Source organism: Nocardiopsis protaetiae (assembly GCF_045446735.1).
GTDB lineage: Bacteria > Actinomycetota > Actinomycetes > Streptosporangiales > Streptosporangiaceae > Nocardiopsis > Nocardiopsis protaetiae.
Genome location: NZ_JBJJBV010000199.1, coordinates 1 through 12472, shown reverse-complemented (window position 1 = coordinate 12472; position 12472 = coordinate 1). Strand labels below are relative to the sequence as shown.

Sequence of the window (12472 nt, the reverse complement as noted above, 5' to 3'; positions counted from 1 at the left end):
TGACGTTGCCTTCAGCGGCGCCGCCCGAGACGGTGGCCGGGACCTTATCCGCCGCCCCCGCCGTCTCCTCCACCGCCACCGCCACCGCCACCGCCTCCTCCGCCGTCACCCCCACCGCCACCACCGTCCCCGCCGCCTCCCCCTCCACTGTCGCCCCCTCCGCCCCATCCGCTCTCGCGGTCGTCCCAGCCGCTTTCGTGGTCGTCGCGTCCGTCGCGTTCGTCGCGGCGGTCCCGGTCGTCGCGGTTCCCGCTGCCGTAGGGAGGACCGCCGTCGCCGTAGCCCCCGCCGCCCCGGCGGCGCGGGGTGGACATGGCAGGGTCGTACATGCTCAGGTCCCGCCACTGGGGCATGCCGTTCTCGCCGAACAGCGCGCAGGCCATGACCTGCGCGTCGGGGTCGCGGACGTCCCACGTGAAGCTGTGCTTGTGGTTCAGCCTGGCGTGCTCGCGGCGGGCGTGGCGCAGGCGGGCGTTCCCGACCCGGCTGACGTGCCGGCCGCCGAAGGTGAGGACCACGCCCAACGTCGTGGCGGCGACGAGGACCAGCGAGGCCTCCAGCAGGTTCCCGGTCAGCGCGGGTGGGAGGTTCATGGTCGCAGCGATCGCGGCGGGCAGGGTGAGGAAGGCGAACACGCAGGGCCAGATCTTCAAAAGGCGCTGCCACCTCTCCCACAGGTACCCGCGCCGCCGCAGGCTCCGCTCCATGCGCTCCAGGACGGCGACGACGGCCCGGTCGCCCACCAGGCGTCCCAGCTCGCGGCAGGAGGGCACGTGGCGCAGCCGTTCAAGGAGCACGGCGTCGAGCGGGTGGTCGGGGGCCGGGGCCGCCTCCGGGAAGCCCAGCCGCGGCTCCTCCGCCCCGGACGGTTCGACGACGACGCGTCCCGAGGCGACCAGTGCGGTGACCGCGGTGGCGACGGCCCGCGAACGGCCCCGGACGAGGGCGAGTTCGCGCGCGTCCAGGTCGGGGGCCAGGCGGCGGCGCCGGGGGATGACCACAAGGCCCTGGTACAGGCCGAGGCCGGTGAGGACGAGGGTGACGATGATGACGGGCAGACCGAGGGGCACAGGGGACCTCCGCAACGCGGGGAACGTCGGTGGAGGCGGGGGCACGGCTGCCCCGTATGTTCCCCGCCCGGACCCCGCCTAGACCCGGTCGAACCAGTTGTATTCGCGGATGTCGGGATCGCTCATGTACACGTACATCCGCAGCTCCCCCCACTTCCGGTCGAGATCGAAGACCCAGTACCGGGAATCGGGTCGCTCGGTCCGCCAGGCGTCCCCTCGCGGTAGCCGCAGCGGGTGGTCGTCGAAGACCTCCACGGCGTCGGTGATCTCGGTGCTCTCCACGGTCACCTTGGGATACCGGCCGTCACGGTCGACTTCCCAGGCGCCCGTCCCGGTCACCCGCCACCCTTCGTCGAAGGCGAACCAGTACCCGTCCAGGTCGGTGAACTCCACCGTTCCATCGTCGTGGAAGGTGATCCGGCTGCCCTCCCACCCCTCCCACGTGCCGATGACCTCCGCGTACTCGACGTGGCGGGTGCGGGGCTCGGGCCAGAGCGCCCCCATGAACACGAGCCCGACGAGGAACACGATCGCCACGGGAACGATCGAGAAGGAGAAGAGCATGAGAGCGATGCTGCGGCCGTCGAGCATGGGGGACTCCTCGCGTGCGAAGCGCTGGTGCCACCATCCTTCCGGCCCCTCCGGCGGCGCCGGATCCGGACCGCTCTTTCAGCCCTTGAGCCCGTAGAAGTGCACCGCCGAGTTCGGCACGAACCCGATCCGCGGGTACATCGGCGCCCCCGCCGCCGTCGCGTGCAGGGTGGCCCGCACCAGCCCCGTCGCCCGCGCCCCCTCGTACAGCGCCTTGCGCGTCACCGCCTCCCCGTACCCCCGCCGCTCCCACTCCGGCGCGGTGGCGACCAGCACCACGAACAGCCGCCCGTCCGCCTCCACCACCCCCGCGCAGGTCACCGGCTCACCGTCCCGCAGCCCCAGGTAGGCGTACACCCCGCCCTTCCACAGCGCCGACCCCGCCAGCCCGTCCCGCCCGTCCTCCAGCGGGAACCCGTAGGCCCGCGAGTTCAGGTCCGCGTACGCCCGCAGCTCCTCCTCCGTGCTCACCCGGACGAACTCCAGCTCCGGGTGGGACGGTGCGGGCAGCGCCGGCAGGTCCCCGGCCATCCCCGTCCCCGCGAACGCGAACTCCAGCCCCGCCCGTTCCACGGCCGCCCCCAGCCCGGCCCGCGTCCCCTCCGACAGCAGGTCCTCGAACAGCCACAGGAACCCGGGCCGCCGTTTCGCGCGCATGATCCCCGCCACCCGTTCCAGCCGCTCCTCGAACAGCCCCGGGTCCGCGTCCACCTCGGTCAGCGTCACACAGTTCCAGAACGCGAACCGGCTGTCCGCCCACCGCACCGCCACCCCCGGCAGGTCGCGCACGTCCGCCCCCGGGTCGCGGTCGAGCACCAGCGTGCGCCACCCCGTGGCGAGCTGCTCCATCGACTCGACCGATTCCGCACGCCCCGCCATCCGAGCCCCCAGCGCTTCGCAGGTATCCCCTTGTCAGGGGCACACGATGGCGCAGGGCGGGACGGTTACCGGCCGGTTCCGCCGATCCGTGACCTGGGCACGGTCTCCGGGCGACCGGACCGGGGCAACAAAAAAGAGGGGGACCCTAAGGCCGCTCCCCTCCACTCTCAATCTATAGCGCACCCCCGGGCTTGCGGCAAGACCCCCCTCATGCCCCACAATCGACCTTCGTGACGACACGCCACGTTCCGGGGGACCACGTGAATCCGCAGGCCACGAGCCTTTTCCAGCTGCCAGACAACCTGGCGGCCAAAGCCGATCCGGCGCTCATCGCTGACGACGAGCGCCATTTCGCCGATATCACGCGCTGCCTCGCCGAGACCATCGCCGACCTGTCCGCCCGCCTGGACGCCGTGCGCCTGGCGCCCGGCGGCAAGGGCCGCATGGTGATGGACCGCGACATGGAGGTCCACCGCCTGTCCACCCGGCTGCGCACCCTGCGCCGGTTCGGCCTGGACCTGTGCCTGGGCAAGGTCGTCCCCGCGGACGGCTCCGAGCCCGTGTACATCGGCCGCCTGGGCCTGTCCGACCCGGACGGCCGCCGCCTGCTGCTGGACTGGCGCTCGCCCGCCGCCGAACCCTTCTTCGCGGCCACCCACGCCGACCCCCGCGGCCTGGAGAGCCGCCGCCGCTACCGCTGGACCCGCGGCCGGGTCACCGACTACTGGGACGAGGTGTTCACCGAGGAGGGCCTGGAGGGGCACCACGCCGCCCTGGACGACCAGTCCGCGTTCATCGCCAGCCTGGGCGCCTCCCGCTCCTCCCGGATGCGCGACGTCCTGGGCACCATCCAGGCCGACCAGGACGCCATCATCCGCGCCGGTTCCGCCGGCGCCCTGGTCGTGGACGGCGGCCCGGGCACCGGCAAGACCGTCGTGGCCCTGCACCGCACCGCCCACCTGCTGTACTCCGACCCGCGCCTGGGGCACCGGCGCGGCGGCGTGCTGCTGGTCGGCCCGCACCAGCCGTACCTGTCCTATGTGGGGGACGTCCTGCCCAGCCTGGGCGAGGAGGGCGTGCAGACCTGCACCGTCCGCGACCTCGTCCCCGAGGGCGACGCCGTGCCCGAGGAGAAGGACCCGCAGGTGGCGCGCCTCAAGGAGTCGGCGCGCCTGGTGGACGCCATCGAGCCCGCAGTCCGGTTCTACGAGCGCCCGCCCAAGGAGGGCCTGGACATCAGGACCCCCTGGGCGCAGGTCCGCGTGACCGCGCAGGACTGGGAGGAGGTGTTCGACGCCGTCGAACCCGGCACCCCGCACAACGAGGGCCGCGAACCGATCTTCGATGCCCTGGTGGCGATCCTGCTCGACAAGCACGACCGGGACGAGGAGGGCGTCTCCCCGGAGATGCTGCGCCGCGTCCTCCAACGGGACCGGGAGCTGATGACGGCCCTGTACCGGGCGTGGCCGCTGCTGGAGTACACCGACATCGTCGGCGACCTGTGGTCGGTGCCCGCCTACCTGCGCATGTGCGCGCCGTGGCTGGACGCCGACGAGGTGCGGACCCTCCAGCGCGCGGACGCCCAGGCCTGGACGGTGTCCGACCTGCCGTTCCTGGACGCCGCCCGGCTGCGCCTGGGCGACCCGGAGTCGTCCCGCGTCCAGCGCGGCCAGCGGGCGGCGGAGGCGGCCCAGCGCGAGCGTATGTCGACCGTCATCGACGACCTGGTCGCGGCGGACGACGACGGCGAGGGCGTGGTGACGATGCTGCTGCTGGGTGACATGCAGAACAGCCTGGTGGACGAGTCCGTGCTGCCCACCCTCGACCGGGACGCCCTGGCCGGACCGTTCGCGCACATCGTGGTGGACGAGGCCCAGGAGCTGACGGACGCCCAGTGGCGGATGCTCCTCCTGCGCTGCCCCTCGCGCAGCTTCACCATCGTGGGCGACCGGGCCCAGGCGCGGCACGGGTTCACCGAGACCTGGCGGGAGCGGCTGGAACGTGTCGGCCTGGACCGGGTCAACCTGGCCTCGCTCAGCATCAACTACCGCACCCCGGAGGAGGTCATGGCGGCCGCGGAGCCGGTCATCCGGGAGGCGCTGCCGGACGCGAACGTGCCCACGTCCATCCGCAGCTCGGGCCTCCCGGTGCGGTACGGGGCCCTGCCGGAGTTGGACGCGCTGTTGGCGGCCTGGGAGGCGGAGAACCAGGAGGGCGTCGCCTGCGTGATCGGCGACGCCGCGTTCCGGGAGTCGTTCCCGGAGCGGCCGCGGGTGCGGTCGCTGACCCCGGAACTGGCCAAGGGGCTGGAGTTCGACCTGGTGGTGCTCGTGAACCCGGACGGGTTCGGGGAGGGCATCGAGGGCGCGGTCGACCGCTACGTGGCGATGACCCGCGCGACCCGGCAGCTGGTGATCCTCACCGGCCCCTGAACCCGGGGCCGGTGAGGCCGGGTCGGTGACGCGGGGGCCGGTGCGGCGCCCGCGTCACCCGGGTCGCCCGCGTCACGACCTGGGGTCGGGGCGCAGCAGCACGAACGAGTTCCCGTCGGGGTCGGTGCAGGCGGACAGCCGGCCGACCCCGGGGGCGTCCGCGGGCGGCATGGTGACCACGCCGCCGGTCTCGGGGACCAGGGCGGTGGTGGTGTCCACGTCCTCGACCTCGAACACGGGGTGCCAGTCCCCGCCGCCCATGGCCTCGGCCGTGCCGGGGTCGACCTGCGCGATACCGCTGTGCATGCGGTCGTCCTCCAGGCCCTCGGGCTTGGCGGTCAGGTAGGTGCCCGCGTCGTCGGGCAGCTCGGTGGTGGTGAACTCCCAGGGGAACAGCGAGCCGTAGAACTCCTTGGCGCCCTCGGCGTCGGCGGTCCACAGCTCGGCCCAGATCAGGCTTCCGGGCTCGTCCACGCTCTCCATGCCGGGGAAGGAGAGCGGCTGCCAGAGGGCGAACTGCACGCCCTGCGGGTCGGTGCAGTGCGCCATGACGCCCATGCCCATGACGTCCATGGGTTCGACCACGACGGTGCCGCCCAGCTCGGCGACGCCCCGGACGTACTCGTCGGCGTTCGGGGCGTGGAAGTAGAGGGTCCAGGCCGGGGGCTGGCCCTCCTCCATGAGCGGACCGGCGCCGCCCACGGTGCGGCCCTTGGACTTGAGGAGCATGTAACCACCGGTGTCGGGGCCGGCGGACTCGGCCTCCCAGCCGAACAGGCCGCGGTAGAAGGCCAGGGACCTGTCGAGGTTCGAGGCGCTGAGCTCGATCCAGCAGGGGGAGCCGGGGCGGTAGTCGGTGGTGATCATGGCGGTGCCCTCCATGGGTCGGTGCGGTGCCACCTGTGAGTCTCACCCGGACGGGTGGCAAGGCGGGGGAGGTCGGCGGCAAAGTTCACGCAATCGGAGGAGGGCTCCCCGGTGTGCGGCGGCCGGGGAGCCTTTCCGCGTCCTAGAGCGTGAAGGTGGCCCAGGTGTGGGTTCCCAGATCGCCGAAGGGGCAGAGGGGGGAGTATCCCCAGGCTGTGGACAACTTTTCGACGAGCAGGAGTCCGCGCTGTCCCTCGGCCTGGTCCCACTCCTCCGAAGTCCGCGCCTTCGGGATCTCCGGAACACTGCCGCCCAGCCCGTCGTCGGTGAACCCCAAGGTCACGGCCTTGCCGTCCGTCGACCACAGCGTCCGCACCACCCGGCCGCCGTCCTGCCCCGACGCCGTGTACTTCACGCAGTTCGCGAACAGCTCGCTCCCGCACAGGATCAGCGTGTCCGCCAGGTCCTCTCCGAACCCGGCGAGGTCGGCCCGCAGCTCCCTACGGACCCGGGAGAGCAGCGCCAGCTCACCGGAGTAGACACGGTGTTCCCACAAACGTGCCGGGGTCATCCCCTCACCCCCGTGGTCTGCTTCTTCTCCTGTTGGGCGATCCACTGCCGGGTGACCTGTGCCAGGTCCTCGAACGTCACCGGCGACGCGAGCAGATCACCCTCGGGAACACGGGGCTTGGGGACCCGCGGGGCGGCCCACTGCTCCAGGCGGGCGGTGGCGGCGGCCTGGATGCGGGCCTGCTCGTGCGCGGTGTAGTACGGCCTGACCAGGGCGACGTCGTCGGCCGGGAACGTCTCGCGCGGCTCGGCCAGACGCGGAACGGCCGGGGGAAGCGGCCTGGTCGCGGGCTTGGGGTCGGCGTAGCGGCGCACGCGCTGAGGCTGAATTCGTGAGGTTACGGTTCCAGAGAGAGCCCGGTCCCGACCAGACACCCTTCGAGCAGACCGGGGCGGTACTGCATGGGCTTGAGCCGGGCGCGGACCAGGGCCGCGAGCTGGTCGATACCGCCGGGGACCAGGTTGGTCAGGCCCACACGCATCGCCGACCACACCCCCTCGACCGGGTTGAGATCGGGAGCGTAACCCGGCAACCGCTCGACCCTCAACCACTCCCGCTCGCCGATGCGCCGCTCCATGTCCGCGCTGGTGTGCCGGTTGAGGTTGTCCCACACCAGCACCACCGCACCCCCCAACCGGCGGTGCGCGGCATCCACCAGAGCGATGTAATCGGCCTCGTCGAAGGACGCCTTCTCCCGGGCGCGCCGGTGGTAGACGTGCAGCCGGTACAGCATCCGGGGCCGGTGCCCGGGTTTGTAGCAGCACAGCGCGGCCACGCTGACCCGGCCCCGACCGGCCCCGGTGACGGTGATCACCGGGGTGCGTCCGCGCCTGCCCCAGGTGCGCGCCCTGGGCGGCCTGCCGCCCTGGCCCGCCTCGTCTTCGAAGCAGATCCAGGCGTCCAGGTCGCCCGCGGTGCTTTTAGGCGCGGCCACACCTCCTGCCGCCAGTGCTCGACGGCCTCTTCGTCGCGTTCGTCCGCGCGTCGTGCCGGGACCTGCACGCTCCAGCCCATCCGGTGCAGCACCAGGGCCATGCCCTTGATGGAGTAGGTGACATCGAAGCGCTCGGCCACCACCGCCCGTACCCGGGCCAGGGTCCAGCGCTGGTCGGGGTAGCCGTGCGCGGCCGGGCCGACCTCCAGAAGCTGTTCCAGCAGGGCCAGTTCGTCTGCGGTCAGCCGGCAGCGCGAGGCCGGTCCCTTGGAGCGCAGGGCCTCACGTCCGCCGGTCTTGAGCGCGTGGTGCCAGCGCCAGGCCGACATGCGGGTGACGCGGTAGGTGCGGGCGACCTCGATGTCGGTGGCCCCGGCCTCGAAGTCCTCGGCGGCGGCCAGGCGCACCGCCTCGCGTCGTTGGCGTTGCGCGGCGGTCAGCCCGCCGCCGGTGGGGTACCTCATACTCCCGGCATACCCCGGCCGGGCAGCCCGTCAAGATCAGTAACTTCACAAATTCAACCTCAGGCGGGTCGAACGCCGACGGGCGTGGCGGCCGCGGGGAGGGGAGAACAGCGCTCGCAGGAGCCCGAGGGCAGCCCTGAAGAGCGCGGCACTAAACTGGCTCACGCTGGCAATCCTTGGTCTTGAGGAAGTGAATTGCTGGCCACGACCCCGGGCGCTCAGTAAGCGTCGCGGGGTCACGAGTTTTTCAGTTGTGGGGCCAGAATAGGGCACGCCGGGGGCGGTGCGCACATTTTTCGGACGGATTTCCGGAAGAGGTGTATGCTTACACGTATCCCCAGGTCACGCCGCTTCCCTGCTTTCCCGTGAGCCCTTTTTCTTGGCATAAGAACCATAAGTCCGATTCGCTGGTTTTGGTGTGATCAGCGTCGGTAAAGGGCGAAAAATGGTTTCAGCCAAAGGAGCTCGCCGGGGTGGTGGTCCCGTGCGGGGTGGAGGCGGGCGGCGACCTCGGGGGACTGCTTGCGCAGGTAGCGGCGGCCTTTGCGGGCGTGGAAGGTGTTGGAGGCGATCTTCACCACGGGGAAGGGGTCGAGCATGGGGAGGGTGAGGGCGATGTTCTCCCAGGTGTTGACGGCCTTCTCCTCCAGAAGGACGTCGGCGGGGTCCACGCCCAGACACTCGACGGCGTAGTCGGCCATGACGGCTGCTTCGGAGCGTTTGGCGTCCGCCCGATTCGGGCTCGTGCCGGTGAAGATCAGGACGCTGCGCGCTGCGCGGGGGTTGCGCGAACGCAGGGCGATGCGGGTGCGGTAGCGCTGGACCAGGCCGGGGCGATCGCCGCGCCGGCTGGGGTAGCCGAGCACGACGATCGCTTCCTCGGCGTCATCGACCAGGGGTGAATGGAACGGGGGGTAGTCCTCCCGGGAGACCCGCCAGAGGGTCCACTCGCTCCAGAGGAGAACGGCGCCGGTGACGGCGGCGGCGCCGAGCAGAAGGCGTGTGCGGTTCATGCACAGGAACCTACCGACGCTCGCGGGGGAGCGCCCGGCCTCCTGGGACCCCGGCGCCGCCGCCGGGTCGGCCTCACCCGGCGGGCGACGCCTTCTTGAAGACCTCGAACACGGCCAGGTAGTTGTCGCCGCCGTGGCCCAGGGCGATCGCCTGCTCGGCGACGGACCTCATCAGCCTTGGCTGGTCGGAGTGGACGCCCTGCTCCGCACTGGTGCGGGTGATGTGTTCGAGCGCGTTGAGGTTCATCTCCATGGTGCCCGCATCGCCGGGGTAGTGGCCCGCGTCCAGGTCGGCGGCCTGCCCGGCGAAGGAGGAGTCCAGCACCGAGGGCATGAACCAGTTGAGCGCCAGGTCGGCGAACTCGACCGCCGACACCCCGGCTGAACCGACCAGCGCCGTGGCGTGGAGGAAGCCGTTCATGGTCGCGTACATCATGTTGAGCAGTGCGGTGTTGTACAGCACCGCCAGGCCCGGGTCAGGGCCGAGGTACCGGGGGTCGCCCATGCCCGCCAGCGTCTCCCGGTGCTCGTCGAGGACGTCCTGCGGGCCGCTGTAGAGGAAGACGGAATCGGGGCGTCCGACGAGGAACGGCGGCACCATGATCGCGCCGTCCAGGTAGGAGACGCCGCGCTCGGCCGCCCAGTCGACCGCCGCGTGCGCTTCCTTCGGGGTGCCGGAGCTGAGATTGACCAGTACACGGCCCTTCAGGGCGTCACCGGCGGAGTCGAGAACGGCGTGCACGGCGTCGTAGTCGCTGAGGCACACGATCGTGACGGGGCTCGCGGACACCGCTTCGGCCACGGTTTCCGCGCGGTGCGCGCCCCTGGTGACGAGGCCGTCGGCCTTCGCGGGGGTGCGGTTCCAGACGGTCGTGTTGTGGCCGCGGTCCTGGAGCACCTCGGCGAGGGCGAGGCCCATGGGGCCGAGGCCGATGACGGTGACGTTGGTGTGCTGGGAATGCGTCGATGGCTGAGATGTCATGTGGACTAGGCTGGAGTCTCACATGGATGTGAGAGTCAACTGAATGTGGTGGTCGTCACATGCGCATGGGGGAGTTCTCCCGGCGGACCGGTGTCAGCCCGCGCCTGGTGCGCTACTACGAGGAGCAGGGACTGCTCACGCCGTCGCGGGCGCCGAGCGGGTACCGCGAGTTCTCGGAGGAGGACACGGCCACGGTCCGGGGGATCCGCATCCTGCTCGGGGCCGGTCTCAACACCGCCACGATCGCGGAACTGATGCCCTGCATGGTGGACGACGGGCGGACCCTGGTCCCGGCCTGCTCCGGAATGCTGCCCGACCTCGACCGGGAACGTGAGCGCATCGACGACGCCGTCGCCGAGCTGCTGGCCGCCCGGGACCGGCTGGACGCGATCATCACCGCCGCGGCGCCCGCTGAGGACGACGACCCGGAGGCGTGCCGGGCAGCGCGGTGACGCCGCCCGGCCCGCAGCCTCAGTTCTGCGGGTCCGCCTTCCACTCCTCGGCGAGCAGGCCGAACAGCACCTCGTCAAGGAACTCGCCCAGCACCCAGGACGAGGAGCGCAGAACGCCTTCGCGAACGAAGCCGTTCTTCTCGGCGGCGCGCATCATCGCGAAGTTGTCCGCCAGCGTTTCCACCTGCAAGCGGTGCAGGCCGCGCACGGTGAAGCCGTAGTGGCAGAGGACCGCGACCACGTCGGTGCCGTAGCCCTTGCCCTGGGCGGAGGGGCGCAGGCCCATGCCAAGGTGTGCGGAACGGCTGTGGTTGTCGATGCCCCACAGCGTCGCGGTGCCGAGCAGGGTGTCGTCGGCCAGGTCCACGACGGAGAAGGTGGCGTGGCCCTCGGCCGTGTCGTCCACCGTGACCAAGGAGTGCTTGGAGCCGGGCGTGATCGGCCGCCAGGGGCTGCCCTGGACGCGCGAGTGGATGACCACGTCGTCGTACAGCTCGGTTTGAAGGATCGGAATGTCGTCCTCGTGCCGAGCCCGAAGCGCGACCTTGGTGCCTGTAAGCATGGGGAACTTCCTACAGGAGTGCTTTGGGTGGTTGCAACCCTATTTGCGCCCCGTGTCCCCTTGGAGGCTCCGTTCCCGGGGTGCCGACCGCAGCCACTTCTGCGGCCGACACCCCACAGCCACCCGGGGGGTGTTGCCCGGCCCTACCGCCTGAGCGAGTCCACCAGCGAGGCCCACTCACCCGCAGGGAAAGCGAGGTGCCCCAGCTCCCGGTTCTGCGTGTCCCGGATATCTGCGCCGACAGCGTGCTCCCGCACCTCCACGCACTCGTTCGCCCCGGTGCTATGGCTGCTCTTGTACCAATGGTCCGGGTAGGGCATCGTCGCTCCAGAGTGAGGGTAGGTGGGGCCATCTGAAAATTCCCCGTCCCAGCCGATGCCCACACATGGCGAAGGTCCCGGAAAATCTGCTGTCCGAGGCCTTACGCAGATGCGGTCACTTCTCGACGGCCAGAACCGCGAACCACTCCGAGGAAGCAAAGGTCAGATGCCCAGCCTCACGATTCTGGGTGTCGCGCACATCAGTGCCCGCCACATGCTCCCGCACCTCCACGCACTCGTTGTTGCCGCTGCTGTACGAGGACTTGTGCCACTCGGGGGTCATGCCAACTCACCTCTCACGTGCTTCACCAGGTCCACCGACGCTGTGGGGGTCAGGGACCAGGACATCTGTTCCCTGAAGATAGCGCTCAAGCGCCTGACCTCGTCTCGCTGGTCGATGATGACACCTCCGGAAGCGTGCTCGGCATAGGCCAGGGGCAACCGGTCATCGAAAGAGATGATCCTGAACGGTCCCGTCGCCACCCCAGCCCTGTTCTGCGTCCCGGAAGGGACGATCAGCAATTGAACGGTTCCTTCATCCTGGAGTTTGAGCAGGTGGTCGAGCTGTTCCCCATGGATCCGAGGTGAGCCGATGCTGTGCCGGATCACGTACTCGGTGAGGACCACGACGATGTGCGGCCGATTCTGCGAGAGCAGCCTCGGCAGCATGGATATCCGGATTTTGACCAAACGGTCGATGTTCGCCGGTGCATCACCGGGCCTGCAATCCTTTAATACGGACCGGGCGTAGTCCGGCGTCTGGAACCTCCCGGGCACAAGTGCCGAGTGGAACATCTCGATTCCGACGGCATGCTTCTCCGCTTCGGTGACCTGCTGATACCAGAGCGGGGAACGAGAGGTCCGCTCCGCCGCCTCCCTGGCACGCAGCAGCGAGCCGTGCGCGGCGAGCGCGTCATCCATCGCCCGCACATCGGCGACGTCAGGCACCCTATGTCCGGTCTCGTATCCGCTGACCGTACTTCGGCCGCGATCTATGCGTTTTCCCAGTTCATCCTGTGACAACTTCGCCTCGGTGCGGATCGAACGCAGGAGTTTTCCGAATTCGATCCATGCGGTGGGAGGGGGAGTCATGGTTCCACGGTGCCATAAAAACGACGCGGGCATGACGCGTTTGCGACGCATCATGCTGCGCCGTTGTTCGACATTCGCCCAATCACGTGGAATCACTGAGCCTTTTTCATCCTGCTTCTCGGAGCTGAAGGACCAGCACCGCGCGGGTGATCTGGCCGGCGCGTTGCGGGCAGCAGCGCAGGCGGCGCAGGATGTCCCACTGCTTGAGCCGGGCGATCGCGCGCTCGCCCGGCGAGCGGAGCT

The 12472-nt window shown here is 70.4% G+C and carries 16 protein-coding genes and 1 pseudogene; 2 read left to right on the top strand and 15 right to left on the bottom strand.

Features of this window, described 5'->3' with window-relative positions; genetic code table 11:
* Positions 1–44: 44 nt before the first annotated feature.
* The 3 genes from ACJOT3_RS25210 to ACJOT3_RS25200 form a co-directional block, all read right to left on the bottom strand.
* A complete protein-coding gene (locus tag ACJOT3_RS25210; protein ID WP_406975581.1) occupies positions 45–1070 on the bottom strand; it encodes a TIGR04222 domain-containing membrane protein in 1026 nt (341 codons plus the stop codon).
* A 78-nt stretch (positions 1071–1148) separates the two neighbouring features.
* Positions 1149–1661, bottom strand: a complete 513-nt coding sequence (locus ACJOT3_RS25205) for a hypothetical protein (RefSeq protein WP_406975580.1) — start codon at positions 1659–1661, stop codon at positions 1149–1151.
* 78 nt (positions 1662–1739) lie between these two features.
* Complete coding sequence (locus ACJOT3_RS25200) at positions 1740–2540, bottom strand: GNAT family N-acetyltransferase (protein WP_406975579.1); 801 nt, start codon at positions 2538–2540, stop codon at positions 1740–1742.
* Positions 2541–2800: 260 nt separating this feature from the next.
* Between ACJOT3_RS25200 and helR the strand changes: the two genes are divergently transcribed.
* Positions 2801–4972, top strand: coding sequence for an RNA polymerase recycling motor ATPase HelR (gene helR / locus ACJOT3_RS25195; RefSeq protein ID WP_406975583.1), 2172 nt, complete (start codon positions 2801–2803; stop codon positions 4970–4972).
* Positions 4973–5044: 72 nt separating this feature from the next.
* Here the strand turns inward: helR and ACJOT3_RS25190 are convergent, their stop codons facing one another.
* The 7 genes from ACJOT3_RS25190 to ACJOT3_RS25160 form a co-directional block, all read right to left on the bottom strand.
* Positions 5045–5839, bottom strand: a complete 795-nt coding sequence (locus ACJOT3_RS25190; RefSeq protein WP_406975578.1) for a VOC family protein — start codon at positions 5837–5839, stop codon at positions 5045–5047.
* A 142-nt stretch (positions 5840–5981) separates the two neighbouring features.
* Positions 5982–6410: an ATP-binding protein gene (locus tag ACJOT3_RS25185; RefSeq protein ID WP_406975577.1), complete on the bottom strand. Its 429-nt coding sequence runs from the start codon at positions 6408–6410 to the stop codon at positions 5982–5984.
* Entirely contained in the window at positions 6407–6724 is a 318-nt protein-coding gene (locus tag ACJOT3_RS25180) for a hypothetical protein (RefSeq protein ID WP_406975576.1), read from the bottom strand. Before ACJOT3_RS25180 ends, ACJOT3_RS25185 begins: the two co-directional genes overlap by 4 nt.
* A gap of 23 nt (positions 6725–6747) precedes the next feature.
* Positions 6748–7302 carry a transposase gene (locus ACJOT3_RS25175; protein WP_406975582.1) on the bottom strand — a complete coding sequence of 185 codons (555 nt, stop codon included), beginning with the start codon at positions 7300–7302 and terminating at the stop codon, positions 6748–6750.
* Complete coding sequence (locus ACJOT3_RS25170) at positions 7221–7808, bottom strand: winged helix-turn-helix domain-containing protein (protein ID WP_406975575.1); 588 nt, start codon at positions 7806–7808, stop codon at positions 7221–7223. The genes ACJOT3_RS25175 and ACJOT3_RS25170 overlap by 82 nt, the downstream gene beginning before the upstream one ends.
* A 422-nt stretch (positions 7809–8230) precedes the next feature.
* Positions 8231–8821 carry a YdcF family protein gene (locus tag ACJOT3_RS25165; protein ID WP_406975574.1) on the bottom strand — a complete coding sequence of 197 codons (591 nt, stop codon included), beginning with the start codon at positions 8819–8821 and terminating at the stop codon, positions 8231–8233.
* 73 nt (positions 8822–8894) lie between these two features.
* On the bottom strand, positions 8895–9803 hold the full coding sequence (locus ACJOT3_RS25160; protein WP_406975573.1) for an NAD(P)-dependent oxidoreductase: 909 nt from the start codon (positions 9801–9803) through the stop codon (positions 8895–8897).
* 59 nt (positions 9804–9862) lie between these two features.
* On the opposite strand from ACJOT3_RS25160, the gene ACJOT3_RS25155 reads away from it, so the two are divergent.
* On the top strand, positions 9863–10255 hold the full coding sequence (locus tag ACJOT3_RS25155) for a MerR family transcriptional regulator (RefSeq protein WP_406975572.1): 393 nt from the start codon (positions 9863–9865) through the stop codon (positions 10253–10255).
* 19 nt (positions 10256–10274) lie between these two features.
* Here ACJOT3_RS25155 and ACJOT3_RS25150 read toward each other — a convergent pair whose 3' ends face one another.
* The 5 genes and pseudogenes from ACJOT3_RS25150 to ACJOT3_RS25130 all read right to left on the bottom strand — a co-directional run.
* On the bottom strand, positions 10275–10817 hold the full coding sequence (locus tag ACJOT3_RS25150) for a GNAT family N-acetyltransferase (protein WP_406975571.1): 543 nt from the start codon (positions 10815–10817) through the stop codon (positions 10275–10277).
* 143 nt (positions 10818–10960) lie between these two features.
* Entirely contained in the window at positions 10961–11137 is a 177-nt protein-coding gene (locus tag ACJOT3_RS25145) for a DUF397 domain-containing protein (RefSeq protein WP_406975570.1), read from the bottom strand.
* Between the two features lie 115 nt (positions 11138–11252).
* Positions 11253–11420, bottom strand: coding sequence for a DUF397 domain-containing protein (locus ACJOT3_RS25140; protein ID WP_406975569.1), 168 nt, complete (start codon positions 11418–11420; stop codon positions 11253–11255).
* Positions 11417–12229 (bottom strand): helix-turn-helix domain-containing protein, encoded by an 813-nt coding sequence (locus ACJOT3_RS25135; RefSeq protein ID WP_406975568.1) that lies wholly within the window; start codon positions 12227–12229, stop codon positions 11417–11419. Before ACJOT3_RS25135 ends, ACJOT3_RS25140 begins: the two co-directional genes overlap by 4 nt.
* A 106-nt stretch (positions 12230–12335) precedes the next feature.
* Positions 12336–12472, bottom strand: a pseudogene (locus ACJOT3_RS25130) (IS5/IS1182 family transposase); the annotation flags it as partial.

Coding starts and splice junctions, on each gene's coding strand:
- ACJOT3_RS25205 (WP_406975580.1), bottom strand. CDS start 1,661: ATGCTCGACGGCCGCAGCATCGCTCTCATGCTCTTCTCCTTCTCGATC.
- ACJOT3_RS25200 (WP_406975579.1), bottom strand. CDS start 2,540: ATGGCGGGGCGTGCGGAATCGGTCGAGTCGATGGAGCAGCTCGCCACG.
- ACJOT3_RS25190 (WP_406975578.1), bottom strand. CDS start 5,839: ATGATCACCACCGACTACCGCCCCGGCTCCCCCTGCTGGATCGAGCTC.
- ACJOT3_RS25185 (WP_406975577.1), bottom strand. CDS start 6,410: ATGACCCCGGCACGTTTGTGGGAACACCGTGTCTACTCCGGTGAGCTG.
- ACJOT3_RS25170 (WP_406975575.1), bottom strand. CDS start 7,808: ATGAGGTACCCCACCGGCGGCGGGCTGACCGCCGCGCAACGCCAACGA.
- ACJOT3_RS25165 (WP_406975574.1), bottom strand. CDS start 8,821: ATGAACCGCACACGCCTTCTGCTCGGCGCCGCCGCCGTCACCGGCGCC.
- ACJOT3_RS25160 (WP_406975573.1), bottom strand. CDS start 9,803: ATGACATCTCAGCCATCGACGCATTCCCAGCACACCAACGTCACCGTC.
- ACJOT3_RS25155 (WP_406975572.1), top strand. CDS start 9,863: ATGCGCATGGGGGAGTTCTCCCGGCGGACCGGTGTCAGCCCGCGCCTG.
- ACJOT3_RS25150 (WP_406975571.1), bottom strand. CDS start 10,817: ATGCTTACAGGCACCAAGGTCGCGCTTCGGGCTCGGCACGAGGACGAC.
- ACJOT3_RS25145 (WP_406975570.1), bottom strand. CDS start 11,137: ATGCCCTACCCGGACCATTGGTACAAGAGCAGCCATAGCACCGGGGCG.
- ACJOT3_RS25140 (WP_406975569.1), bottom strand. CDS start 11,420: ATGACCCCCGAGTGGCACAAGTCCTCGTACAGCAGCGGCAACAACGAG.
- ACJOT3_RS25135 (WP_406975568.1), bottom strand. CDS start 12,229: ATGACTCCCCCTCCCACCGCATGGATCGAATTCGGAAAACTCCTGCGT.